Source organism: Cryobacterium sp. W22_MBD10_FK3, from assembly GCF_052113745.1.
Taxonomy (GTDB): Bacteria; Actinomycetota; Actinomycetes; order Actinomycetales; family Microbacteriaceae; genus Cryobacterium.
In genome coordinates, this window is record NZ_JBGQOH010000017.1 from 23200 (window position 1) to 49056 (window position 25857).

Annotated in this window: 22 protein-coding genes and 1 pseudogene; 17 read left to right on the plus strand and 6 right to left on the minus strand. The window is 68.5% G+C overall.

What is annotated here, in order from left to right; genetic code table 11:
* Positions 1–27: 27 nt before the first annotated feature.
* The 5 genes and pseudogenes from ACEN2M_RS14360 to ACEN2M_RS14380 form a co-directional block, all read right to left on the minus strand.
* The gene (locus ACEN2M_RS14360) at positions 28–1020 is read right to left on the minus strand and encodes a putative F420-0 ABC transporter substrate-binding protein (protein ID WP_441648822.1); all 993 of its coding nucleotides are present in this window, start codon (positions 1018–1020) and stop codon (positions 28–30) included.
* 644 nt (positions 1021–1664) lie between these two features.
* Positions 1665–1784 (minus strand): annotated as a pseudogene (locus ACEN2M_RS14365) (DUF6176 family protein); the annotation flags it as partial.
* A gap of 256 nt (positions 1785–2040) precedes the next feature.
* Positions 2041–3342, minus strand: coding sequence for an FAD-binding oxidoreductase (locus ACEN2M_RS14370; protein WP_441648823.1), 1302 nt, complete (start codon positions 3340–3342; stop codon positions 2041–2043).
* Between the two features lie 121 nt (positions 3343–3463).
* Positions 3464–4768: an FAD-binding oxidoreductase gene (locus tag ACEN2M_RS14375; RefSeq protein ID WP_441648824.1), complete on the minus strand. Its 1305-nt coding sequence runs from the start codon at positions 4766–4768 to the stop codon at positions 3464–3466.
* A 71-nt stretch (positions 4769–4839) separates the two neighbouring features.
* Positions 4840–6282: an aminotransferase class I/II-fold pyridoxal phosphate-dependent enzyme gene (locus ACEN2M_RS14380; protein WP_441648825.1), complete on the minus strand. Its 1443-nt coding sequence runs from the start codon at positions 6280–6282 to the stop codon at positions 4840–4842.
* A 239-nt stretch (positions 6283–6521) separates the two neighbouring features.
* On the opposite strand from ACEN2M_RS14380, the gene ACEN2M_RS14385 reads away from it, so the two are divergent.
* The 10 genes from ACEN2M_RS14385 to ACEN2M_RS14430 all read left to right on the plus strand — a co-directional run bounded on the left by ACEN2M_RS14385 (position 6522) and on the right by ACEN2M_RS14430 (position 17346).
* A complete protein-coding gene (locus ACEN2M_RS14385) occupies positions 6522–7400 on the plus strand; it encodes a nitrilase-related carbon-nitrogen hydrolase (RefSeq protein WP_441648826.1) in 879 nt (292 codons plus the stop codon).
* Between the two features lie 48 nt (positions 7401–7448).
* Positions 7449–8897 (plus strand): dihydropyrimidinase, encoded by a 1449-nt coding sequence (gene hydA, locus ACEN2M_RS14390; protein WP_441648827.1) that lies wholly within the window; start codon positions 7449–7451, stop codon positions 8895–8897.
* Positions 8898–8908: 11 nt separating this feature from the next.
* Positions 8909–9925 carry a TIGR03842 family LLM class F420-dependent oxidoreductase gene (locus tag ACEN2M_RS14395; RefSeq protein ID WP_441648828.1) on the plus strand — a complete coding sequence of 339 codons (1017 nt, stop codon included), beginning with the start codon at positions 8909–8911 and terminating at the stop codon, positions 9923–9925.
* Positions 9922–10866: an ABC transporter permease gene (locus tag ACEN2M_RS14400; RefSeq protein WP_441648829.1), complete on the plus strand. Its 945-nt coding sequence runs from the start codon at positions 9922–9924 to the stop codon at positions 10864–10866. The genes ACEN2M_RS14395 and ACEN2M_RS14400 overlap by 4 nt, the downstream gene beginning before the upstream one ends.
* Positions 10863–11690 (plus strand): ABC transporter ATP-binding protein, encoded by an 828-nt coding sequence (locus tag ACEN2M_RS14405; protein WP_441648830.1) that lies wholly within the window; start codon positions 10863–10865, stop codon positions 11688–11690. The genes ACEN2M_RS14400 and ACEN2M_RS14405 overlap by 4 nt, the downstream gene beginning before the upstream one ends.
* Complete coding sequence (locus tag ACEN2M_RS14410) at positions 11687–12511, plus strand: ABC transporter permease (RefSeq protein ID WP_441648831.1); 825 nt, start codon at positions 11687–11689, stop codon at positions 12509–12511. Before ACEN2M_RS14405 ends, ACEN2M_RS14410 begins: the two co-directional genes overlap by 4 nt.
* Before the next feature lie 56 nt (positions 12512–12567).
* A complete protein-coding gene (locus ACEN2M_RS14415; protein WP_441648832.1) occupies positions 12568–13719 on the plus strand; it encodes an ABC transporter substrate-binding protein in 1152 nt (383 codons plus the stop codon).
* A gap of 100 nt (positions 13720–13819) precedes the next feature.
* Entirely contained in the window at positions 13820–15160 is a 1341-nt protein-coding gene (locus tag ACEN2M_RS14420; RefSeq protein WP_441648870.1) for an aspartate aminotransferase family protein, read from the plus strand.
* Between the two features lie 27 nt (positions 15161–15187).
* A complete protein-coding gene (locus ACEN2M_RS14425; protein ID WP_441648833.1) occupies positions 15188–16687 on the plus strand; it encodes a CoA-acylating methylmalonate-semialdehyde dehydrogenase in 1500 nt (499 codons plus the stop codon).
* A gap of 62 nt (positions 16688–16749) precedes the next feature.
* Positions 16750–17346: a putative glycolipid-binding domain-containing protein gene (locus ACEN2M_RS14430; RefSeq protein ID WP_441648834.1), complete on the plus strand. Its 597-nt coding sequence runs from the start codon at positions 16750–16752 to the stop codon at positions 17344–17346.
* A gap of 87 nt (positions 17347–17433) precedes the next feature.
* Here ACEN2M_RS14430 and ACEN2M_RS14435 read toward each other — a convergent pair whose 3' ends face one another.
* Positions 17434–17712 carry a GlsB/YeaQ/YmgE family stress response membrane protein gene (locus ACEN2M_RS14435; RefSeq protein ID WP_441648835.1) on the minus strand — a complete coding sequence of 93 codons (279 nt, stop codon included), beginning with the start codon at positions 17710–17712 and terminating at the stop codon, positions 17434–17436.
* A 145-nt stretch (positions 17713–17857) separates the two neighbouring features.
* On the opposite strand from ACEN2M_RS14435, the gene ACEN2M_RS14440 reads away from it, so the two are divergent.
* From ACEN2M_RS14440 to ACEN2M_RS14470, 7 genes are all read left to right on the plus strand, one after another.
* Entirely contained in the window at positions 17858–18520 is a 663-nt protein-coding gene (locus ACEN2M_RS14440; protein WP_441648836.1) for a LuxR C-terminal-related transcriptional regulator, read from the plus strand.
* Positions 18521–18645: 125 nt separating this feature from the next.
* Positions 18646–20061: an MFS transporter gene (locus ACEN2M_RS14445; RefSeq protein ID WP_441648837.1), complete on the plus strand. Its 1416-nt coding sequence runs from the start codon at positions 18646–18648 to the stop codon at positions 20059–20061.
* Between the two features lie 95 nt (positions 20062–20156).
* Positions 20157–20624, plus strand: a complete 468-nt coding sequence (locus ACEN2M_RS14450) for a hypothetical protein (RefSeq protein ID WP_441648838.1) — start codon at positions 20157–20159, stop codon at positions 20622–20624.
* Between the two features lie 231 nt (positions 20625–20855).
* Complete coding sequence (locus ACEN2M_RS14455; protein ID WP_441648839.1) at positions 20856–22145, plus strand: ROK family transcriptional regulator; 1290 nt, start codon at positions 20856–20858, stop codon at positions 22143–22145.
* Positions 22146–22225: 80 nt separating this feature from the next.
* Positions 22226–23311 carry a sugar ABC transporter substrate-binding protein gene (locus ACEN2M_RS14460; protein WP_441648840.1) on the plus strand — a complete coding sequence of 362 codons (1086 nt, stop codon included), beginning with the start codon at positions 22226–22228 and terminating at the stop codon, positions 23309–23311.
* Between the two features lie 108 nt (positions 23312–23419).
* On the plus strand, positions 23420–24295 hold the full coding sequence (locus tag ACEN2M_RS14465) for an ATP-binding cassette domain-containing protein (protein WP_441648841.1): 876 nt from the start codon (positions 23420–23422) through the stop codon (positions 24293–24295).
* Positions 24292–25596, plus strand: coding sequence for a sugar ABC transporter permease (locus ACEN2M_RS14470; protein ID WP_441648842.1), 1305 nt, complete (start codon positions 24292–24294; stop codon positions 25594–25596). Before ACEN2M_RS14465 ends, ACEN2M_RS14470 begins: the two co-directional genes overlap by 4 nt.
* Positions 25597–25857 lie beyond the last annotated feature (261 nt).

Genomic DNA, 25857 nt, shown 5'->3' on the forward strand with positions numbered 1-25857 from the left:
GTGGCCGCCGTGGCTGATGCGCTGGTCCTACTGTGCCTCGAGCGCCGCGAGCTGGTCGATGATCGACCCGGCGGCCTCCACGTTGCGGATTCCGGCCTCGCCGGCGGCGAACGGAACCACCAGGTAGCGCTTGTTGACGACGGCGTCGAGCCCGGCGGTGGCCGGGTTGCCCTCGAGCAGGGCGATCTTCGAGTCGGCGGTGTTCCAGGTGGCGTCGACGAGCACGATCACGCTCGGATTCGCCGCCACCACGGACTCCCAGCCGGCCGAGGTCCAGGTGTCCTGCAGGTCGGCGAAGATATTGGTCAGGCCGGCGGCGTCCATGATCATCTGCGGTGCGCCGATGCCGGCACCCACATACGGGGTGTCGGTGCCGCTGGAGTACCAGAGCGCTGTGGTGTCGCCGGTGGGAGGCGTCAATGCGGCCAGTTCGGCCTCCTGTTCGGCGACGAGCTCGGCGGCGGCATCCGGCACACCGAACAGCGCGCCGGCCTCGTCGATCTCGGCGAACACCGTGTCGAAGGTGAGTGGGTCGGGCATGGCGTCGCCCTTGCACGCCGCCGGCGAGACGTAGCTGCCGATGCCCAGATCGGCCAGGGCCGCTCGCTCGCCCACACCCTCGGCCGAGAAGTTCGACTCCCAGCCGCCGTAGACGAAGTCGGGGGTGAGCGCCAGCACGGCCTCCTGGCCGGGCACGAAGTCGCTGATCACGTTGAGGTCTGCGCCGTCTTCTGCGAGGGATGCCGGCAGCGGGCCGTCCAGGAACGCCGAGCCCACGATGCGCTCGCCGAGCCCCAGCGCGAGAAGCAGCTCGGTGGTGGTCGACTTGATCGTGACGATCCGCTCGGGGGCGGACTCGACGGTCACGGTGGTGTCGCAGTTCTGCACGGTGACCGGGTACTCGCCGGCGCCGGCCGACGCGGTGCCTGAGGGCGCGGCGGCGGGTGAGCCGCTCGCGCAACCGGTGAGCAGCAGGGCGGCCGTTGCGGCGGTCATGATGGCGGGGTAGCGAGTCTTCATGGGGCCAATCTGAGGCGGGGAGCCGCGCATCCGCCGGGCGGGAGTGAGGTCACCGCGAGGACACGGTCGGCACTCTCCCTGGCCGGGCGGCAACCGCGGCGCCGGGGCGCCGGCAGCTGTGCGGGCTCAAACGAGGTGGGGAAGAAACGAAGGCAAAGCCCCGACCTGCCGCCCAAATCCGGGCCAGCGCAACCGGTCAGATCGAACCGGGGGTCGTATCCAGCCTAAACCCAACGTGTGCGGGGCGGATGCCCGCGCCCCGCTCGCCGCTCTGCGGGCAAGGCGCCGCGGAGGCGCCACGGCCGCGCACCGGCGCTGGCCCCGCAGAGCTCGCCGCTCCGAAGGTGTGCGGGCAACGCGCCGCTCTGCGGGCAAGGCGCCCCGGAGGCGCCACGGCCGCGCACCGGCGCTGGCCCCGCAGAGCTCCCCGCTCCGAAGGTGTGCGGGCAACGCGCCGCTATGCGGGTGGCGTGCCGTACGCATACCGGCGCCTGCCCCGCGCACCTCGCCTGCCTACCTGCCCCGCCCGCACGCGTGACGGCCCCCACCCCGCGCTCGCCACCAACTTCGCGCTCCCTACGGCGGACCAGGCGCACCGTGATGTGCGCACTCCGGGCCCAATCGACAGTGGATGCGCGGCCCGACTACACCAGCCGGCGCCGGATGCGCTCTGGAATCATGGTGACCCGGCTGGGCAGGTCGACGCCGGGGTAGCTGTCATCGATGCACGCCCGCCAGTACTCGAGGTGCTTGAGGTCGATCCAGTGCTCGGACTCGGGTCACGGCGCTGCCGCCGCGAACCCTACTCGGGCGTCGCCCCCTCATTCGCCCCCCAACTGTTGCCCGTGCGGACATTTGCACCCGGTGCGCCGGCACCAATTGTCCGCTTCGGCACCAGTTGCACCCCGAGAGCACCCGACCCGGCGGACGACCCCGGCCCCAGCGGACGACTCCGAACCCGGCCGCCAGCCAGACGGCCCCGCCAGCCAGACGCCCCCGCCCGCCAAACGCCCCCACCCGCTACGGCACGATGTTGTGGTTGTACGCGAGCACGTTCTCGGGGTCGTAGCGCCGTTTGGCCGCCCGCAGCCGCTCCACCGTGGCCGGCGGGTAGATCCGCTCGAGCGTCGTCGCATCCGGGTGCATGCTGAAGTTGCCGTACTCCCCGGTCACGTCGCCGGCCAGGGCGGCCCAGCCGTCGTGGATGCTGCGCTCGGCCTCGGCGGGGGCATCCGGCGGCAGCAGGGCCGCCGACACGACGAAGACTTCGGCGTCCCGGTAGGCCAGGGCCGTCGCATCCGCCGGCACCCGGTTGAACGCCCCGCGCAGGTAACGCACCATGAGCACGGCCGCTCCGAAGGTGGCGTGCGCGGTGGTGAGCCGGGTGATCAGACCGTCGTCCGCGTTGCGGGCAAAGCCGTTGTGGTCGATCAGCTTCACCTCCGCGGGAGGCGGCGCGGGCTCCTCGAGCACATCCACATAGGCCTTGGGCGCCACATCGTTTCCGGTCACGCCGGGCAGGGCCAGCAACGGCTGGATGGCCCTCATCGCCTCGTCGACGTCGTTGCCGCCGAAGCAGACCAAGACCTGGGTTGCGGCCGGCATCTCGGGCCCGAATGCGGGCATCGCGATCACCGTGGAGTTGAGTTCCTCCGGCGACTGGCGCATCACGTCGCGCCACCCGCGCAGGGTGTCGGCCAGCCGGGCCGGGTCCACGTCGATGGCGCCGGCGACCACCCCGGGCAGCGGATGCGCCTGGAACGTGAACCTGGTCACCACACCGAAGTTGCCGCCGCCGCCGCGCAGCGCCCAGAACAGTTCCGGCTCACGGGTGTTGCTGGCCGTCACGACGGCGCCGCTGGGCAGCACCACCTCGGCCTCGCGCAGGCTGTCCAGGGCGAGGCCCTGCTGCCGAACCATCCAGCCGATGCCGCCGCCGAGGGTGAGGCCGCCCACACCCACCGAGTAGGTGTCGCCGCTGGAGATGGCCAGTCCGTGCGGCTGCAGCGCCCGGGCCACGTCGCCCCAGACGGCGCCGCCGCCCACCCGCACCAGTCCGTCGCCCAGCACCTCCACGTCGCTGATGCGGGCCAGATCCAGCACCATCCCACCGTCGTTGGTGCTGAACAGGGTGTGCCCGCCGCTCCGCACCGACAGCGGCAGACCCTGCGCCCTGGCGTAGCCGATCGCCGCCGCGACATCCGCCGCCGACGACGGCCTGGCAACGAGCGCCGGGCTGCCGAGCACGCCGTAGGCGGTGGCTGCCGCGGGGTATTCCTCTGCGCCGGGCACCAGGATGGTGCCCGCGAATCCGTCGATCATCGTTCCTCCCACGCGTATCGCGTGCGGCGCCGATCACCCCGAGTCGCATCCACCGGCCCGCACTGACTGAGTAGCCAGCATGCCCCTCGGGAACCCGGCCCGCGACCCCCGCCATCCGTGCTCAGGGCACGATGTTGAGGTTGTGCGCGAGCACGTTCTCGGGGTCGTAGCGCCGCTTCGCCGCCCGCAGCCGCTCCATGGTCGCCGGAGGGTACATCAGGTCGAGCACGTCGGGATAGGCGCGCAGATTGAAGCTGCCGTAGGTGCCGGTCAGCCGCTCGGCCACGACCGACCAATCGTCCAGGATGCGCCGCTCGGCCTCGTCGGGCGCATCAGGCGGCAGGAACGCCGCCGACATCACCAGGGCCTCCACATCCCGGTGGGGGAATGCCGTGGCGTCGACGGGCACCCGGTTCAACGCCCCCCGCACGTAACGCACCATCAGCACCGCCGAGCTGAGCGCGGCGGTGGCGGTGCTGAGCCGCTCGATGAGCACGTCGTCGAGATCCCGGGCGAAGCCGTTGCGGTCCACGATCCGGATCGAACCGGGCGCGGCGGATGGTTCGTCGAAGACCTCCACGAAGAGCTTGAGTTCCACGTCGTTGCCGGTCACCCCCGGCAGGGCGAGCAGGGGCCCGATGGCCGACCCGGCCTCGTCCTGATCGGCACCGCCGTAACAGACCAGAATCTTGGTCTCCGCCGGCATCTCCGCACCGAACTCCGGCGTCGCGTACACGGTCGAGTTGAGCTTCTCCGGCGAGGCGCGCATCACGTCCCGCCAGCCGCGCAGGGTCTCGGCCAGGCGACCCGGCTGCACGTCGATGGTGCCGGCAACGACACCGCGCAGCGGATGCGCCTGGAAGGTGAACCTGGTCACCACGCCGAAGTTGCCGCCGCCGCCGCGGAGCGCCCAGAACAGCTCAGGCTCACTGCTCTCGCTGGCCGTCACGATGGCGCCGCTGGGCAGCACCACCTCGGCCTCGAGCAGGCTGTCGAGCGCCAGGCCGTGTTGGCGCACCAGCCAGCCGATGCCGCCGCCCAGGGTGAGGCCGCCCACGCCCACCGTGTAGGTGTCGCCGCTGGAGACCGCCAGATCGTGCTCGATCAGCTCCTGGGCCACGCTGCCCCAGGTGGCGCCGCTGCCCAGCCGAACCCGGTTGTCGTCGAGCAGCTCGACGGCACGGATGCGCGAGAGGTCGAGCACCATGCCGCCGTCGTTGGTGTTCAGCGGGCTGTGCCCGCCGCTCCGCACAGACAGCACGAGCCCGTGCGCTCTGGCGTAGGCGATCGCCGCCGCGACATCCGCCGCGTCGGTCGGCCGTGCCGCCAGCAGGGGCTTGCCGACCTTGCCGTAGGCGGTGGCCGCCATCAGATACTCGTCCGAACCGGGCAGCAGGATGGTGCCCGCGAAGCCGTCGATCATCATTCCTCCCACACCGTGGCATAGTCCGAAACCCCTGAGAAGGAGGTGTGGGCCCGCACTGGTGAGTCACCCTTCTACGCCCAGCATGCCCCTCGGCCCTGCCGCCCGCGACCCCGCAGCCCGCAACCGGATATCAGGAAAAAGTGACTGTGCAAGGACTGGATTGCACAGGACGTCCTCTTTTGCGACCGATGTCCCCTTAAGCCGCCGTCAGAAACCCCCGTCAGACCCCAGCCGCCGCCGCGATCGCGCGGGCAACCGCCTCCACGTCGTCCGTCAGCGCCCCGGCGGTCACGCGGATGAACGCCTCCGGCCGCTCCGATGCGAGAAACGGGCTGCCACCGGCCACGCGGATGCCCGACGCCGCGAGCCGCACGATGGCGTCGCGTTCGTCGGCCACCGGCACCCACGCGTTGATGCCGTCGGCGCGGGCGAGGGGCAGACCGAACCCGGTGAGGGCATCCGCCCTCGTTCACCTGCGCCATGCTCGCCCCGTCGGTGAGCAGCTCGTGCAGGATGGTCTGCAGCATCCGGCTGGTCCACCCGGGGCCGAGCATCCGCCGGGCCACGATGCGGTCCACCAGCGCCGCGGGCCCGCCGAGCGCGGCGATGCGCAGGTCGGGCCCGTGTGACTTGGAGTAGCTGCGCACGTGCAGCACCCGCTCCGGCAGCCACTTCCCGAGCGACACGTCGGGGGAGGTGCTGATGGCCCCGGAGTGGTCGTCCTCGATCACCACGGTCTGCCCGGCACGGGGGCTGGCGGCCAGCAGGCGCGCCAGCTCGGCGGCACGGTCGGCGGTCATCGACGCCCCGGTGGGGTTGTGTGCGCGCGGCTGCAGGATGACCGCGGCCGGCGACAAAGACAACGCGGCCTGGAACGCGGCGGGCACGATGCCCTCCGCATCCACCGCCACGGGCAGCCGCTCGATGCCCATCTGGTCGAGCAGGTCGAAGAACGGCGGAAAGCCGGGGTCCTCGACGATGACCCTGTCGCCGAACCTGGCCACCTGCTCGAGGCTGCGGGAGACGGCATCCAGGGCTCCGTCGACCACGGTGATCGACTCGCACCGGTACGGCCAGGAGCCGGCGAGCACCGTGAGCAGCTCGGGAATCACCGGCAGCGCCTGGTAGCTCGGGGTCATCGCCCGTTGCGAGACCCTGGACAGCGCCGGTCCGAGCGCCGGCAACAGCAGCGGGTCAGGGGTGCCGCGGGACAGATCGATGCGGGCGTCGCTCACGTGTCCGGCCAGCGACTGGGTGCGGGCGGGCAACCACCGGGTGGCCTGCTCCCGCACGAAGGTGCCGCTGCGTCCTCGCGAGACGATCAGCCCGGCCGAGGAGAGCGCCTGCCAGGCGTGACTGACCGTGGCCGGGCTCACGCCGAGCAGGCCGGCGAGGTCACGCACCGTGGGCAGGCGCTCGCCGGGGGCGAGCCGGCCGGAGCTGATCAGGCGGCCGAGCGCCGCCGCGATTCCCGCCGGGGTGGCCTGTTCGATCTCGTCGAGAAACAGTCGCACGTGGCCCTTCCGATGCAGATGCTTGCTAAATCGCCCGATCCAAGGACAGGATGATTTACGCGTGCGTCATGTGAAGAAACAGAACAGAAATGTTTACGTCGAATAATAACAAAACCGGACACCGAAATGTGGCTCGATCTCGACAGGCTCTCCAACGTTTGGCTCGCAGGAATCTTGCGCTGTCGCCGATTGCCGCTGACGAGGTCACCCCAGTGTGAGACCCAGCGGAGGCAAACAGAATGAGCGTTGACCTAACGAACACCGGCACATCCACCATCGTGCGAGCGGCGATCACCCAGACCACCTGGACGGGCGACATCGAATCGATGATCGCCAAGCACGAGCAGTTCGCGCGCGACGCGGCTGCCGACGGCGCCCAGGTGATCTGTTTTCAGGAGCTCTTCTACGGCCCGTACTTCGGCATCACCGAAGACGCCAAGTACTACGACTACGCCGAGCCCGCCGACGGCCCCATCGTGCAGCGCTTCGCCAAGCTGGCCAAGGAACTGAACCTGGTCATGGTGCTCCCCATCTACGAGGAGGAGCAGCCCGGCGTCTACTACAACACCGCGGTCGTGGTGGATGCCGATGGCACGATCCTCGGCAAGTATCGCAAGCACCACATCCCCCACCTCGACAAGTTCTGGGAGAAGTTCTACTTCCGCCCGGGCAACCTCGGCTACCCCGTCTTCAACACCGCGGTCGGCCCCATCGGTGTCTACATCTGCTACGACCGGCACTTCCCCGAGGGCTGGCGCGAGCTGGGCCTGAACGGCGCGCAGATCGTCTTCAACCCCAACGCCACCAAGCCGGGGCTGTCGAACCGGCTCTGGGAGATCGAGCAGCCGGCCGCCGCCGCCGCGAACGGCTACTTCGTGGCCGCGCCCAACCGGGTGGGCAGGGAGGACAACGAGTACGGCGAGGACGCCGTGACGTTCTACGGCACCAGCCAGTTCGTCGATCCGCAGGGCAACTATGTGGGGGAGCTCGGCAGCGCCGACCACGAGGAGGTCGTGATCCGCGACCTCGACCTCGGCATGATCCGCCAGGTGCGCAACAACTGGCAGTTCTACCGGGACCGCCGCCCCGAGTCCTACACCTCGATTCCCAAGCCGTAGCCGGTCTCGACGCTCGACCAGCGATACCCAACGAACAGGAGAACTGAGATGAAGACCCTGATCAAAAACGGCACCGTGGTCAATTCCACGGGCACGGCCACAGCGGATGTGCTGATCGACGGCGACACCATCGCCGCGGTGCTCGCCCCCGGTTCCACCCTGCTCGGCTTCGACATCGAGCGGAACGTCGACACCGTGATCGACGCCGCCGGCAAGTACGTCATCCCCGGCGGCATCGACGCGCACACCCACATGCAGATGCCGTTCGGTGGCACCGAGGCCAGCGACACCTTCGAGACCGGCACCCGCGCCGCGGCCTGGGGTGGTACCACGAGCATCGTCGACTTCGTGGTGCAGTACGCCGGCGAGAATGTGCTCGACCAGTACGCCGCCTGGCAGGAGAAGGCCCGCGGCGAGTGCGCCATCGACTACGGCTTCCACCAGATCCTCTCCGACGTGCAGGACTCCTCCCTCGTGGCGATGGACGAGCTGGTCAACGAGGGCGTCTCCAGCTTCAAGCTGTTCATGGCCTACAAGGGTGTGTTCCTCTCCGACGACGGCCAGATCGTCAAGGCCATGCAGAAGGCAGCCAGCAACGGCAGCATGATCATGATGCACGCCGAGAACGGCAGCGTCATCGACCTGCTCGTGCAGCAGGCCATCGCCGCCGGCAACACCACCCCGTACAACCACGGCCTCACCCGGCCGTGGCAGGCCGAGGAGGAGGCCACCCACCGGGCCATCATGCTCGCGAACCTCACCGGGGCCCCGCTCTACGTGGTGCACGTCTCTGCCAAGCAGGCGGTGGAGCAGATCGCCATCGCCCGCGACCGCGGCCAGAACGTCTTCGGCGAGACCTGCCCGCAGTACCTCTACCTCTCCCTCGAAGACCAGCTCGGCGCCCAGAGCGAGGAGTGGGGCGACTTCGAGGGCGCCAAGTGGGTGTGCTCCACTCCCTTGCGCTCCAAGGCCGATGGACACCAGCACCACATGTGGCAGAGCCTGCGCACGAACGACATCCAGATGGTCTCCACCGATCACTGCCCGTTCTGCATGAAGGGCCAGAAAGATATGGGCCTCACCGACTTCTCCAAGATCCCCAACGGCATCGGCTCGGTCGAACACCGCATGGACCTCTTGTATCAGGGCGTGGTCGACAAGCAGATCTCCCTGGAGCGCTGGGTGGAGGTCACCTCCACCACCCCGGCGCGAATGTTCGGCATGTACGGCACCAAGGGCGTCATCCAGCCCGGCGCCGACGGCGACGTGGTGATCTACGACCCGAACGGGCATACCTCCATCGGCATGCCGGAAACGGGGAGGGTGAAGACCCACCACATGAACATGGACTACTCGGCCTACGAGGGCTTCGAGATCGACGGCCACGTCGACACCGTGCTCTCCCGCGGCAAGGTCGTCATCGACGACAACCAGTACCTCGGCGCCAAAGGTGATGGCAAGTACATCAAACGCGGCCTCAGCCAGTACCTGATCTAGGCGGGAATCCCATGGACTTCGGTGCAGTACTCCAGACCAATCCGCCGTCGGCGCGAACCGTGCAGCTGGCCGTGTTGGCCGAGAACCACGGCTTCAGCCACGTGTGGACCTTCGACTCGCACCTGCTCTGGCAGGAACCCTATGTGATCTACAGCAAGATCCTGGCCGAGACCCGCAAGGTGATCGTGGGCCCCATGGTCACCAACCCGGCCACCAGGGACTGGACGGTCACGGCCTCCACCTACGCCACCCTCAACGAGATGTATGGCAACCGCACCATCTGCGGCATCGGCCGCGGCGACTCCGCGGTGCGGGTCACCAACGGCCGGCCCAGCACGTTGAAGACCCTGCGGGAGTCGATCCACGTCATCCGGGAGCTCGCCAACTCCCGGCCGGTGGAGTACAACGGCGCCACCCTGCAGTTCCCCTGGAGCCAGGGCTCCACCCTCGACGTCTGGGTGGCCGCCTACGGCCCGCTCGCGCTCAAGCTCGCCGGTGAGGTGGGCGACGGCTTCATTCTGCAGATGGCCGACCTCGACGTGGCCGAGTGGATGATCAAGACCGTGCGCACCGCCGCCAAGAACGCGGGCCGCGACCCCGCCGCGGTCAAGTTCTGCGTCGCCGCCCCGATGCACATCGGCGACGACATCCAGCACCTGCGCGACCAGAACCGGTGGTTCGGCGGCATGGTGGGCAACCACGTGGCCGACATCGTCGCCAAGTACGGTGAAGGCTCCGCTGTGCCCAAGGCCCTCACCGACTACATCAAGGGCCGCGAGGGCTACGACTACAACGAGCACGGCCGCGCCGGCAACACCCACGCCGACTTCGTGCCAGACGAGATCGTCGACAGGTTCTGCCTGCTCGGCCCCGCCGAGGCGCACATCGAGAAGCTCACCGCGCTCAAGGAACTCGGCGTCGACCAGTTCGCCGGCTACCTGCAGCACGACAACAAAGAGGAGACCCTGCGGGTCTACGGCGAGACCGTGATCCCCGCCCTCGCCAACCACATCACGGCCAAGGCATGACCCAGACCGGCTCCGTGCGCACCGGACCCGCGCGGTCCGGCACCGCGGCGCGCGGCCGGTCCTGGCTCGGCCAGGGGATGCCGCGGCGCATCCTGGTGGGCACGCTCGGCGTTCTCATCCTGGCGCTGCTCTGGGAGCTCTACATATTCTTCGGCCCCACCGACGGCGTGGTCGTCGGCGGGCTCACAGTGCTGCCGCGGGCCAGCGAGATGGCCATGCCGCACCTCTGGGTGATGCTCGAACGTATTCTGGAGCCGGTCACGGGCAGCGCCAGCGCCGTGCCGATGTGGCAGGCCGTGCTCGAGGCCTCGCTGTTCACCCTCGGCATCTCCGCGGTCGGCTGGATCGTGGGCGTCACCGTGGGGCTGGCCCTGGCGCTGCTCATGCAGCGGTTCACGCTGGCCGAGTCGGCCATCCTGCCCTGGATCATCCTCAGCCAGACGGTGCCGCTGATCGCCCTCGCCCCATTGGTGCGGCGCTGGGGGGCGCAGATCGAATTCGGCGCGTTCACCTGGGAGAACTGGATGTCGGTGGCGCTGATCGCTTCCTACCTCGCGTTCTTCCCGGTCTCCATCGGCGCCCTCAAGGGCCTCGGCTCGCCCGACGCCAACCACGTGGACCTCATGCGCTGCTACGCCGTGGGTTGGTGGAAGACGCTCTGGCGGCTGCGGCTGCCGGCCAGCGTGGGCTACCTGCTGCCGGCCCTGCGCCTCGCCGCGGCCAGCGCCGTGATCGGCAGCGTCGTCGCCGAGGTGTCCATCGGCTTGCGCGGCGGCATCGGTCGGTTGATCGTGGAGTACGCCGGCGCCGCCGGCAGCGACCCGGGCAAACCCTGGGCCCCCATCTTCGGCTCGATCCTGGTTGGCCTCGTGGCCGCCGGCTTCGTCGGACTGATCTCACTGTTCCTACGTCGATTCCGCAGGGGAGAGGTGGCCGCATGACCACGGCAACACAACCGGTAGAGCACGCCGTGCAGGTGAACGCGGTCAGCCGCGTCTTCGCCGGCCGCAAGGGCGCATCCGTCACGGCCCTGGATGCGGTGAGCCTCACCGTGGCCCCCGGCGAATTCGTCTCGCTGATCGGGCCCTCCGGCTGCGGCAAGAGCACGCTGCTGCGCCTGATCGCCGACCTCGACACCCCCACCACGGGCTCGATCGAGGTGTTCGGCAAGAGCGCCAGGCAGGCGCGCATCGACCAGGACTACGGCATCGCCTTCCAGCAGGCCGGCCTGCTGCCCTGGCGCACGGTGGCCGGCAACATCGAGCTGCCCCTGGAGCTGCACGGCGCCGGCAAGATTGCCCGCCGCGAGCGGGCCGCGGAGCTGATCGAACTCGTGGGCCTGACCGACTTCGCGAATCACTACCCCGACCAGCTCTCCGGCGGCATGCAGCAGCGGGTGGCCATCGCCCGGTCGCTGGCGGAAAGCCCCAGCCTGCTGCTGATGGACGAACCGTTCGGCGCCCTGGACGAGATGACCCGGGAGCGCATGCAGAATGAGCTTGTGCGCATCTGCGCCGAGACCAGCGCCGCCGTGGTCTTCGTCACCCACTCCATCCCCGAGGCCGTGTTCCTCTCCAACCGGGTGGTGGTGATGTCGCCGCGGCCGGGCCGCATCCGTGATGTGCTCGGCGTCAACCTCGGCCGCATGAGCGACCGCGGTGAGAACCTGCGCGAAGACGAGGAGTTCTTCCACTCGGTCAGCCGGGTGCGGGAGCTCCTGCACGGCAGCGCCTCCACCGGGCCGCGCGGAGTCGAGACGCGATGAGTGCCGGCGCAAGCACGAGTGTGGCGACCCCGGCGGGCCCGGCCCGCCAAGGCGCAGCCGGCGCCGGCCTGGCCCGCACCGTGCTGCCGCCGGTGCTGCTGGGCATCATCGCGATCCTGCTCTGGCAGGGCTTCGTCACCGTGCTGGCGATCAAGCCGTTCATCCTGCCCGGCCCGTTCGCTATCGGCGAGCAGTTCTCCGGCAACCTGCACAACGTGATCAATGGCATGGTCGTCACCGGCCGCAACGCCCTGATCGGTCTGGTGCTCGGCGCGATCGTGGGCGTGCTGCTGGCCGTTCTCTCGGCGCTGGTGCGGATCTTCGACGAGATGGCGGCGCCCGTCGTGGCCGCGGTGGCCGTGGTGCCGATCGTGGCACTGGCGCCGGTGCTCTACACGATGTTCGGCGCCAACGCCGAGACCGCGAGGCAGCTCGTGGCCGCGCTGGCCGTGTTCGTGCCGGTCTACTTCAACACCCTCAAGGGCCTGCGCATGGTGCGCCCGGTGCACCGCGACCTGATGCGCTCCTACGCCGCGTCGAGCTGGCAGGCCACGAAGACCGTGACCCTGCCCACCGCGGTGCCGTTCGTCTTCACGGGCCTTCGCATAGCGTCGTCGCTCGCCGTGATCTCCGCCCTGATCGCCGAGTACTTCGGCGGCCCTGTCGGCGGGCTCGGCAAGTCGATCACCTCGGCCGCGTCGAGCAGCAACTACGGCCTGGCCTGGGCCTATGTGCTCGGCTCCATCATTCTCGGTCTGCTCTTCTACTGCGCAGCGCTCGGCCTCGAAAAACTGGTCGGCCGCCGCGCTCCCACCGTCTGAACGTCCCGCTCGACAGCTCCCGCAGCACCCCGCAGCAGTACCTAAAGGAGGAACTCATGAAACACAGCACTCGATGGCTGACGACGGCTGGCGCCGTTGTCGCGGCCAGCGCACTCGTCCTCACCGGATGCACCGCCTCCGGCGATACCGAACCGTCCGATGACTCCTCCGGCGGCGACCTCACTCCCGTCACCCTGCAGCTGCAGTGGGTGGCGCAGGCCCAGTTCGCCGGCTACTACGCGGCCGTCGAGCAGGGCTACTACGAAGAGGAAGGCCTCGATGTGACCATCGAGGAGGGCGGTGCCGACATCGTGCCGCAGGATGTGCTCGCCTCCGGCGATGTGGACTACGCCATCTCCTGGGTGCCCAAGGTGCTCGGCTCCATCGAGCAGGGTGCCAACATCACCAATGTGGCCCAGATCTTCGAGCGCAGCGCCACCACCCAGATCTCGTTCACAGACAAGAACATCACCAGCCCGGCCGACCTGGCCGGCAAGAACGTGGGCAGCTGGGGCTACGGCAACGAGTGGGAGCTCTTCGCCGGCATGCAGAAGGCCGGTGTGGAGGTGGGCGACATCAACCTCGTGCAGCAGGCCTTCGACATGAACGCGTTCCTGGCCGGCGACATCGACGCTGCCCAGGCCATGACCTACAACGAGTACGCGCAGGTGCTGGAGACCATCAACCCCGACACCGGTGAGCTCTACCAGCCCGAGGACCTCAACGTCATCGACTGGAACGACGAGGGCACCGCGATGCTCCAGGACGCCATCTGGGCCAATGCCGACAAGCTCGCCGACGACGAGGACTACGCCGACCAGACCGTGAAGTTCATCAAGGCCTCCATCAAAGGCTGGATCTACTCCGCAGGCAACCCCGACGAGGCCGCGGCCATTGTGGCCGACGCCGGTTCCGCCCTGCCCGCCGGCCACCAGCTGTGGATGACCAACGAGGTCAGCAAGCTGATCTTCCCGTCCACGAACGGCGTGGGCCTGATCGACGAGGCCGCCTGGGCCAACACCGTCGACATCGCCATGAACACGAAGAACGAAACCGGTGGCACCATCATCACCACGGAGCCGCCCGAAACCGCATACTCCAACGAGTACGTGCAGCAGGCCCTGGATGAGCTCACCGCCGACGGCGTCGACGTGATGGGCGCCGACTGGGGTCCGATCCAGGTCACCCTGAAGGAGGGCGGCGAGTAGTAGCAATCCCGCACCGGGCGGGCGCCCGCCGCGGCCGCCCGGTGCACCACCGCCCCACCAGCTGGGACAAAGAAGAGAAGGAACAAGCATCGTGACCGACATCGATACCGGCACCGGCACATCCACCGCCACCGAACCCGGGCTGAACGAACGCACCGCCCAGCTCGACAAGGCGCACGTCTTCCACTCCTGGTCGGCCCAGGGGGCCCTCAAGCCCCTCGTCATCGCCGGCGGCCTCGGCTGCCGGGTCTGGGACCACGACGGCCGCACCTACCTCGACTTCTCCAGCCAGCTGGTCAACGTCAACATCGGCCACCAGCATCCGGCGGTGATCAAGGGCATCATCGACCAGGCCCAGCTGCTCACCACCATCGCCCCGTCCACCGCCAACCTCACCCGCGGCGAAGCGGCCAAACGCATCGTCGACCGGGCGCCCGACGGCTTCAACAAGGTCTTCTTCACCAACGGCGGTGCGGATGCCAACGAGAACGCCATCCGCATGGCCCGCCTGCACACCGGGCGCGACACCGTGCTCTCCACCTACCGGTCGTACCACGGCAACACCGGCGCGGCCATCGTCGCCACCGGCGACTGGCGGCGCATCCCCAACGAGTTCGCCCGCGGACACGTGCACTTCTTCGGGCCGTACCTCTACCGCAGCGAGTTCTGGGCCCGCACCCCGGAGCGCGAGTGCGAGCGGGCGCTGCAGCACCTGGAACGGGTCATCCAGAGCGAGGGCGCCAGCTCGATCGCAGCAGTGCTGCTCGAGTCGATCCCCGGCACCGCTGGAGTGCTGATGCCACCGCCCGGCTACCTCGCCGGAGTGCGGGCGCTGTGCGACAAATACGGCATCCTGCTCATCCTCGACGAGGTCATGGTCGGCTTCGGCCGCACCGGGCGCTGGTTCGCCTTCGAGGGCTCGGGCGTGGTGCCCGACCTGATCACCTTCGCCAAGGGAGTGAACTCGGGCTACATCCCCGTCGGCGGCGTCATCATCTCGGATGCCATCGCCGCCGACTTCGACACGACGGTGTTCCCCGGCGGTCTCACCTACAGCGGGCATCCGCTGGCGATGGCCTCGATCGTGGCGGCGCTGGACGCCATGGAGGCCGAGGGCATCGTGCAGAACGCGGCCCGCGTCGGCGCCGAGGCCATCGGCCCGGGGCTCGAAGCGCTCAAGGCCAAGCACCCGATCGTCGGGGAGGTGCGCGGCGAGGGCGTCTTCTGGGCGATCGAGCTCGTGGCCGACCGGGAGACCAGGGAGCCCGTGGCTGCCGCCGTGATGGCCCGGATCAAATCCGAGCTGCTGGCCCGCAACCTGGTGCCCTTCGTGCAGGACAACCGCATCCACGTGGTGCCGCCCTGCGTGGTCACCGACTCCGAGGTGGCCGAGGCCCTGGCCATCTACGACGAGGTTCTCTCCCTCGATCTCCTCTCCTAGCTCTCACCCCCAACAGAATCGACTGACATGACCGACCTTCCCGTCCTCACCCACTGGATCGACGGCGCCCAGGGCGCCGGAACCTCGACCCGCACCGCACCCGTCTACAACCCGGCCACCGGCGCAGTGCAGCGCCTGGTGTCCCTGGCCTCCGCCGCCGATGTCGACACCGTCGTCGCGTCGGCTCAGGCCGCCTACCCCGCCTGGCGCGACGCTTCCATCGCCAAACGCCAGGGCGTCATGTTCACCTTCCGCGAGCTGCTCAATGCCCGCAAGGGTGAGCTGGCCGACATCCTCACCAACGAGCACGGCAAGGTCACCTCCGATGCCCTCGGCGAGATCGCCCGCGGGCTCGAGGTGGTCGAGTTCGCGCTCGGCCTGCCGCACCTGGCCAAGGGCGAGTTCTCCGAGAACGTCTCCACCGGCGTCGACGTCTACACCCTGCGCCAGCCGCTCGGCGTGGTCGGCATCATCAGCCCGTTCAACTTCCCGGCCATGGTGCCGCTCTGGTTCTTCCCGATCGCCATCGCCGCCGGCAACACCGTGGTGCTGAAGCCCAGCGAGAAGGACCCGTCCGCCGCCAACTGGCTGGCCGCCCTGTTCACCGAGGCCGGGCTGCCGAACGGCGTGCTCAACGTGGTGCACGGCGACAAGGAGGCCGTGGACGCGCTCCTGGTCAACCCCGACGTGCAGGCCATCTCCTTCGTCGGCTCCACCCCGATCGCCAAGTACATCTACGAGACCGCAGCGCAGCACGGCAAGCGGGTGCAGGCCCTCGGCGGCGCTAAGAACCACATGCTGGTGCTGCCGGATGCCGACCTCGACCTGGCCGCGGATGCCGCGGTGAACGCCGGCTTCGGTTCGGCGGGGGAGCGCTGCATGGCCATCAGCGTGATCGTGGCCGTCGAACCCGTCGCCGACGAGCTCATCGCCAAGATCGCCGAGCGCGTCAAGGGCCTCACCGTGGGCGACGGCATGCGCGGCTGCGACATGGGCCCGCTGATCACCGAGGCACACCGCGACAAGGTCGCCGGCTACATCGATATCGCCCTGGCCGACGGCGCGGAGGTCGTGGTCGACGGGCGTGGGATCGAGGTCGACGGCGAGGCATCCGGCTTCTGGCTCGGCCCCACTCTGTTCGACAAGGTCAGCCTGGACTCGGCCGTCTACACAGACGAGATCTTCGGCCCGGTGCTCAGCGTCTTGCGGGTGGCCAGCTACACCGACGGCGTGGCCGTCATCAACGCCAGCCGCTACGGCAACGGCACCGCGATCTTCACCAACGACGGCGGTGCCGCCCGGCGCTTCCAGCACGAGGTGCAGGTGGGCATGGTCGGCATCAACGTGCCGATCCCGGTGCCGGTGGCCTACCACTCGTTCGGCGGCTGGAAGGACTCCCTCTTCGGCGACGCCAAGGCCTACGGCCCCGCCGGCATCAACTTCTACACCCGCGAGAAGGCCGTCACCGCCCGCTGGCTCGACCCCAGCCACGGCGGCATCAACCTGGGCTTCCCCCAGAACACCTAGCCCGGTACGTAAAGGCGGCCTTCCGCCTTTACGTACCGGCGTCACCCAGGCACCATGGGCGCATGAAGCAGTCGGATGTGGCGTGGCGAGGGCAGGACGACCCTGACCGCATCGATCGGGCGTTGATCGAGATCGGGCAGAGCGGCCTGAAGGCCGAGGGAACCTCGGTCACGGCCGGCTATGCCACCGCCTGGGCGTTGGACGCCACCGATTCCTGGTGCACCCTTACAGTCGATATCAGTGCGCACGGCGCCGGGTGGATGCGTTCACTCGCGCTCACCCGGGATCAGAACAACCACTGGGCAGCCCTGACCCAGATGCAGGGTGATGCCGGCCTTCCGCCCGCCGGCCTTGCCGAACCAGGCAGCATCGACGGTGCGCTCGACTGCGACATCGGCCTGTGCCCTGTGACGAACACCATGCCGATCCGGCGCCTGCGGCTGCTGACTGGGACCGTGCCGGAGACCCCGCTGGTGATGGCCTGGATCGAGATACCGTCCCTGCGGGTGATTCGGAGCGACCAGGTGTATGCCTCGTTGACGCCCGGCCTGGTCCGGTACCGCGGCGCCGGTGGCGACGATCAGGTCGAGTTGACCGTCGACTCCGACGGCATTGTGATCGGTTACCCGGGCTTGGCGACCCGGCTCGCCACGCGCTGAGCCACGAGCCTCCGCCGGGCCTGTCAGGGTTGCGCTCCCTGCCTGCGGTCCCGGTGGCCGGCCAGGTGGCGACCACCGGGAGACCGGCTAGTGCTGAACGCTGCGACGGCTGCTGACGCGGATGTAGATCAGGAGCACGATGATCGCGCCGATGATGGATCCGATGACGCCGGCCGGCTGGAAGAAGCCGTCCATCGGGTCGTGCTGGAAGATCAGGAAGCCGAGGAATCCGCCGACGAAGGACCCGACGATGCCGAGCACGATGGTCATCGGGATACTGATGTTCTGCCGGCCGGGCACGACGAGGCGAGCGATGGCGCCGGCGATGATGCCGACGACGATGAGGCTGATGATGAGACCAAGCATTGTGGTCTCCTTCCTGTTGGGTGGGGCTGAGCGTTCGTTGTGACCAGCGGTTGCTGGGCGATGACCAGCCAAACACCCTCACGGAGGCCGCGGTACACCCCTAGGGGTGTAACTCATCCACGGCAACGGGCTGTAACGTCCTACTATGTCTTCGTCCCAGCCTGTGACTGTCGCCCTGGTCGATGACTATGACATTGTGCTCAAGGGCCTGGCGCACATGTTCGATCACTATCGGGATCGGGTGCTTGTCGCGGAGATCGATGCGAACGCGGGTCTCTCCGATCGCACCGACATCGTGCTGTACGACTCCTTCGCCCAGCCCGAATCCGATCTGTCGGAGCTCTCGGCTCTCGTTCGGAACCCACGGGCCGGTCGCGTCGTTATGTACACCTGGAACTTCCAGCCTGCGCTCATCAGCGATGCGCTGGAGCGGGGCGTCAGCGGCTACCTCTCGAAAACCTTGCCGGCCCGGGACCTCGTCGCGGCCCTGGAAGCAGTCCATGCCGGCGAGATCGTCGTGAGTGACCCTCCGCAGCGGTCGGGCAGCGCACCGGGCCTCGACTGGCCGGGGCGCCGCGAGGGGATCACGGACCGCGAGTCCGAGATCCTGGCGCTCATCACCCAGGGTAAGAGCAACGCCGAAGTGGCGGCGCTCACCTATCTCAGTCCCAACACCGTGAAGTCGTACATCCGCAGCGTCTACGGCAAGATCGGTGTCGCCAGTCGAACCCAGGCGGTTCTCTGGGGTGTCGGCCACGGCTTCACGCCCGACCACCATCGGATCGAAAGCTGGCTCGGCGGCCCCTGAACCTCGAGGTAGACGCCGCGACGGGCGTGGGCGGTACTCGTCCTCACCCGGACCGGGTGATAGCGGAGAGGTGCAATCACAGGCAACGTTCAGTACGCGAGTACCGAAGTCACCTGGGAGGCACGATGTCATCACCTGCGGGGGTACGAAGCGGCACCACCACGTTGTGGTCGTTGCTGCCGTTGGCCCTCGCGCAGTTCATCTGTTCCTTCGCCGGCTCGAACATGAACGTCATGCTCAACGATATGAGCGAGGACCTCGACACTTCGGTCCAGGGCATCCAGCTGTCGATCACCCTGTTCCTGCTCGTGATGGCGGCCCTGATGATCCCGTTCGGCAAACTGACGGATCAGCTGGGGCGGAAGACCTGTTTGGTGCTCGGCCTGGCCGTCTACGGGGTGGGGGCCGTCATCAGTGCGATGTCGCCCGGCCTGGGCGTGCTCATCCTGGGCAACTCGATCCTGGAGGGCGCCGGTACCGCCCTGCTCATCCCCCCGGTCTACATCCTGGTCACCATGTACTGGACCGGCGTCGCCGAGCGGGCGCGCGCCTTCGGCCTCGTCAGCGCGGCCGGCGGCGTCGGTGCGGCCACGGGGCCCCTGATCGGCGGATGGATCGCCTCGACCATCAGCTGGCGGGCGGCATTCATCTTCCAGGCGCTTGTCATCGTGGTCATCCTGATCCTCGCCGTGCGGCTCAAGGATCCGCGCGCCAGTGAACCCGACAAGCCTTTCGACGTCATCGGGGCCGTGCTGTCGGCACTGGGGCTGATCGTCTTCGTGATGGGCATCCTCGCCACCGACAGCAACCTGCTCGCAGCGCTCGTGCTGATGGCGGCGGGGATCGGTGTGATCGCGCTGTTCTTCTGGTGGGTGCGGCGGCTGGAGCGGAAGGGGCGTGAGCCGCTGCTTTCGACCGCGCTGTTCCGGAACCGGGTCTCCAACCTGGGGCTGGTCACCCAGAATTTCCAGTGGCTGCTGTTGATGGGTATTTCGATGCTCGTGGCGAGCTATCTCCAGTTCGTCCGCAACTACGATTCGATCGAGACCGGGGTCATTTTCAGCGCCGCCACGGTCGGTATCCTGGTGTCCTCTCTCGCCGCCGGCTCGCTGGTGCGGCGGTTCGCGCAGCGATCGCTGATCCTGGTCGGCTTCGTGGTCACGGGCATCGGCTTGCTCCTCCTGCTTGTCGTGGCGACGGTGCCAGGTGCCTGGGCGTTCGCGCCCGGGTTGCTGGTGCTCGGCCTCGGGATCGGGTTGATGCTCACGCCGAGCGTCAACATAGTTCAGTCGGCCTTCCCCGAAGAGCAGCAGGGGGAGATCAGCGGGCTCTCCCGCAGCGTCTCGAATCTCGGGTCGAGCTTCGGCACCGCCATCGTGAGCACCCTCCTCGTGTTGAACGCGGATGCAAATGCGGGCGGGTATCTGGCGGCGATGGTGCCTCTGTTGGCCATCGCAGCCGTCGGAATTGTCATCTCGGTCTTTTTGCCTGGGCGCACGAAGCTATCCGCCCCGCCGGCCGGTGCCGTGACCAAGCCATGATCACCACACAACGAAGGACCACCCCTCGATCGCCGACCCAGATGGGGGTGCTCGGCCACGCCTCGATGCGGTGTCGTGGCCGCTAGGCTCTGGCCATGCTCCGCATCCGCAAGAAGCGTTGGAAGATCGCCTACATCGTCATCATCGGTGTGGGCTTACTGGCCTTTCTCAATGGTGCGGTCGTTCCGCGGCTATTCTCGGATCCGCTCAGCTCGGTGATGGCCAACGTGTTCGTTGTCCTCGTCGTTTTCGGCGGGGTGCGCTCATTCCGTGGATCAGACGAACCGATCGAGCCGCCCCGCGCCTGGTGGCGCATGACCTCTCGGCCGCGAGCCGGGTTCGTCCTGGGCGCGCTCCTGATTCTCAACCTGGCCAACTCCGTGTTCGGGGTTGTCTCGGGATCAACGGACCCACAACTCACCGGCGTACTCAGCGCGGTCGTGGATGCGCTGCTGGCGTTCTTGTACATCAGCTCGTCCATCCGGCTTGTACGCGATCCTCCGCAGATCGAGCGTCAGCACATCGTGCACGACCTGCCACGATGGGCCCCGCTCAAGCGCTAGCCGACCTATCCGGCCCACACTCGGACTCGCGATCCGTGTTTCAGCGCCGACCGCGCGGGTGGCGCCTGCTGTACCGGCCCGGGCGACGAGCTCGTTGTGGTGCGTCTGCGCTCGCAGCGTGAGGTGGAGCGCTGGCTGGGCGGCGCTCTTGCCGACGCCATGCGCTAACCCGCTCGCGGTCTCACGAGCCGTTCCGCGGCATCCACGGTGGCGAGTTGTATCGTGAGTGGCGTGAGCAGCCGCCGCAATCCCGGGTCGCAGTCGTCCCTGCGTGAAGCCAACCGCGCCCGCATCCTCGACGCGATCACCCACTACGGCGCCCTCACCCAGGTGGAACTCGCCGGGGTCACGGGACTCTCGCCGGCGACGGTGTCCAACATCGTCAAGGAGCAGGCCGCGACCGGCGTGCTGCAGACCACTCCCACCTCGCGCAGCGGCCGCCGGGCGGTGCGGGTCACGCTCGCCCGCGAACTGGGCCTCGTGGTGGGGCTGCACGTGTCCAATCGGCAGCTGCGGCTGGCGCTGGCCGACGCGGGTCACCAGGTGCTGGCCGAGCGGATGCTGCCGCTCGCCCGCGACCACCGAGCCGACAGTGAACTCGACAGGGTGATGCTGCTCATCCAGGACATGACCGATTCGGTCGGCGCCGGACTCGACGAGGTGCTCGCGGTGGGGGTGGGCCTGGCCGCGCCGGTCGACCCGCGCACCGGCATCATCGCCACGGCCGGCCTGCTGCGCGGCTGGGACGGCGTGCCCGTCGCCGAGGAACTCGAGGCCCGGCTGCACCGGCCGGTGTTCGTCGACAACGAGGCCAACCTCGGCGCGCTCGGCGAGCACAGGCTGGGTGCCGCGATGGGCATCGGGCAGGCTGCCTACCTGCGGGTGTCGCACGGTGTGGGCGCCGGCCTGATCGTGGACGGCCGGGTCTACCGCGGCGGCAACGGCAAGGCCGGCGAGATCGGCCACCTCACCCTCGACGAACAGGGGCTGGTCTGCCGGTGCGGCAACCGGGGCTGCCTGGAGACCCTGGTGGGAGCGTCCGCCCTGGCCGCGAAGTTCCCCGGCAGCCATGGCGATGTGAAGCTGCGCGACATCCTGTTGCGCGCCGAAGCCGGAGACGCCAGGGCCTTGCGGGTGATCGCCGACGCCGGGCGGCACCTCGGCATCGCGCTCGCCGGCCTGAGCAACCTGCTCGACCCGCACCGCATCGTCGTGGGCGGTGAGCTGGCCGAGGCCGGCGAGCTCCTGCTCAGCCCGTTGCGGCATGCCCTCGAGCGATCCACTCTCGCCACGGCATCCGGGGTGCCCGACGTGGTCAAGGGGGAGTTGGGTGAGCGCGCCGAGGTGCTCGGTGCCGTGCTCTTCGCCATCGATCGGGCCCAGATCACGGCCGGCCGGCCGGAGGATGCGGTGCGCACCGTGGCCGGTGGCCCGGTGCCCGACATCCTGCCCGGAATCGGTGGGATCCTGCCCCTCGCGGCCCCCGAAAAAACGCCCGAAAGGGGCGGTTTGGCCTCTTGAGTTCAAGCCTTGACGGCATTTGGCACCGGGGCCATGCTCGTTACACCGCCAACGAGGGTGGTCACAGTAGGAGGCACATCATGAGAAAACCCAGGAAAAGGCTCGCGCTCCTGGCGATCGCTCTGATCGCTACCGCAGGAACCCTGACCGCGTGCACATCGAACGGTTCCGACTCCGACAGCACCGATGGCGGCGGCTCCGGCGATGCCATCAAGATCGGCCTGCTCCTCCCCGAATCCCAGACCGCCCGGTACGAAGAATTCGACCGCCCGCTCTTTGAAGCCCACCTCGCCACGCTCGGCGATTACGAGGTCGTTTACGCCAACGCCGACCAGGATGCCTCGAAGCAGCAGCAGCAGGCTGAGTCGGCCCTCACCGAGGGCATCGAGGTCATGGTCCTCGACCCGGTCGACGGTGCGGCGGCAGCCAGCATCGTCGCGAACGCCACCGCGCAGGATGTGCCCGTGATCGCCTACGACAGGTTCATCGAGGGTGGCCAGGTGGCCTACTACATCTCCTTCGACAACGAACAGGTCGGAGTCCTCCAGGGCGAAGCCCTGGTGGAGCGGCTGCAGGCCGACGGCACGACCACGGGAATCATCATGATCAACGGGTCGCCCACCGACGGCAACGCCACCCTGTTCAAGAAGGGCGCCCACTCGGTCATCGACGAGAGCGGCATCCCGGTCCTGGCCGAGTTCGACACACCAGACTGGCTCGCCGAGGAAGCCCAGAACTTCGCGGCCGGCCAGATCGGACAGTTCGGTGACCAGATCTCGGGTGTCTACGCGGCCAACGACGGCACGGCGGGCGGCGCCATCGCGGCGCTGCGGGCCGCTGGAGTCGAACCGATCCCGCCGGTCACCGGTCAGGATGCCGAGCTCACCGGTATCCAGCGCATCGTTGCCGGCGACCAGTACATGACGGTCTACAAGGCGATCAAGCTGGAAGCGGAGTTGGCCGCCGAGGTGGCCGACCAGCTCGCTCGCGGCGAGACGCCGGAGGCAGACACCGAGGTGGACGGCATCCCCGCGACCCTGCTCACCCCGGTCGTCGTCACCGTCGACAACATTCAGGACACCGTGATCGCCGACGATTTCTACACCGTCGACGAGATCTGCACAGCTGAATACGCGGACGCCTGCGCGGCCGCCGGCCTGCAGTAACGCGGCGGCCACAGACGCCGGCCGGGGATCTTACCCACGATTCGATCCCCGGCCGGCCCCACCGGCTCCTCCAGCCGGACTCCGGCAGTTGCAAACAGAGGACTCATAATGACCGTGCTTTCCCCCGAACCCGTGCACGGCGCACCCACCGGCGAACTCGTGCTCTCCATGCGTGGGATCGACAAGAACTTCGGCGCCGTGCAGGCCCTCACCGCCATCGACCTCGACATCTACTCCGGTGAGGTCGTCGCGCTGGTCGGCGACAACGGTGCCGGTAAGTCCACCCTGATCAAGATCCTCGCCGGTGTGCACCCCAAGGACGGCGGCACCATCACCGACGGCGACAGGTCGGTCTCGATCAACAACCCGGCCGAATCCGGCGCGTTGGGCATCGCCACCGTCTACCAGGACCTCGCGTTGTGCGACAACCTCGACGTGGTCGCCAACCTGTTCCTCGGCCACGAACTCGGCCGGGGCACCATCAATGAGGTCGAGATGGAGAAACGCTCCTGGGAGCTGCTGCGGCAGCTGTCGGCGCGGATCCCGTCGGTGCGTATTCCGGTGGCGTCGCTGTCCGGCGGCCAGCGCCAGACCGTGGCCATCGCCAGGTCGCTGATCGGCGAGCCGCGCATCGTGATCCTCGACGAGCCCACCGCTGCCCTGGGCGTGGCCCAGACCGCCGAGGTGCTCAACCTCATCGAGCGACTGCGTGAACGTGGGCTCGCCGTGGTGCTGATCAGTCACAACATGGCGGATGTGCAGGCCGTCGCCGACCGCATCGTGGTCTTGCGCCTGGGCCGCAACAACGGCGAGTTCAAGGTGGCCGACGTCAGTTACGAGGAGATCATCGCGGCCATCACCGGTGCCAGCGACAACGCCGTGACCCGGCGTGCCCAGGCACGGGTGGACTCCGCGGACGCCGAGACCGGCGTTCCGGCGGGCGCAGCCACCGACAGCGCACTCCCAGAGGAGGAACGGCCATGACGACCCCGACTTCGACCCCGCCGCCGGCAGGCCCGGAGGGCACCGCCCCGCCCACCGAAACGGTTCGGTTGTCGGCCGTGGCGGCCGACCTGCAAGACGAACGCCTCATTCAGCAGCACGGCATCGGCGGCGCGGTGCGCGCCTTCGGCAGACGGGTGCGCTCGGGCGACATCGGCTCGCTGCCCGTCGTCATCGGCCTGATCGTCATCTGGGTGGCGTTCTCGCTGCTCAACCCCAACTTCCTCTCCAGCACCAACCTCGTCAACCTCACCCTGCAGTGCGCGGCCGTCGGCACGATCTCGGTCGGCATCGTGCTCGTGCTGCTGCTGGGCGAGATCGACCTGTCGGTCGGGTCGGTGAGCGGCCTGTCGGCAGCCATCCTGGCGGTCAGTTTTGTCAACCTGGGCTGGCCCCTGCCGGTGGCCCTGCTGGCCTCATTGCTGGCCGGACTGGTCATCGGGCTGCTCTACGGCTTCCTCTACACCCGGTTCGGCGTGCCGAGCTTCGTGATCACCCTGGCCGGGCTGCTCGGCTTCCTCGGCCTGCAACTGTGGGTGCTCGGCTCCACAGGGTCGATCAACCTCCCGTTCGACTCCTGGATCGTGCAGTTCGCCCAGCAGTGGTTCCTGCCCGACTGGCTCTCCTACGTGCTGGTGGTGCTGACGGCGCTCGCCTACGCGGCCCAGCTCTTCGTCACCGCGAACCGTCGGGCCGCGGCAGGGCTTTCGGCCGTGCCGGCCGGGTCGATCGCGGTGCGAAGCGTCTTCCTGCTCCTGGTGCTCGCCGTGCCGACCTGGTACCTCAACCAGACCCGCGGCGTGGGCGCTTCGTTCGTGCTCTTCCTCGCGCTCGTCGTGTTGATGAACTTCTTCCTCACCCGCACCCGCTGGGGCCGGTCGGTCTACGCCGTCGGCGGCAACGTGGAGGCCGCCCGCCGGTCGGGCATCAACGTCACCCGGGTGTACGTGTCGGTGTTCGTGCTCACCTCCACCTTCGCGGCTCTGGGCGGCATCCTCGCCGCCGGCCGGCTGGCCGCGGCCAACCAGGGTTCGGGTGGCGGTGACACCAACCTGAACGCCATCGCAGCGGCGGTGATCGGCGGCGCCAGCCTCTTCGGCGGCCGCGGCAGCGCGTTCTCCGCTCTGCTGGGCATCCTGGTCATCCAGTCGATCTCCAGCGGCCTCACCCTGCTCAACCTGGACTCGTCGATCCGCTACATGATCACCGGCGCGGTGCTGCTGCTGGCGGTCATCGTCGACTCCCTGTCGAGGCGCACCCGGGTATCGCACGGTAGAGCCTGACCGCCTCCAGCCCGGGGCCGGGCGGAGGCGGCAGAGAAGGCGGTGGTTCGCGCTCACCTCGGCGGCGCAGTCGAATGGCGGCAGAATCACCGTCTTTGCTGTGCGCTCCCCGCCGACTTGCCGCTAAGTGCCCCTTCGAGCGCGGGAAGGGTGCACTTTGCGGCAAGTGACCGTGTTCTCACTCGCCGACTTGCCCCTATGTCCCCATTCAGCGCCCGGGAAGGGGCATTTTGTGGCAAGTCGGCGCCCTCTACGCCCGGC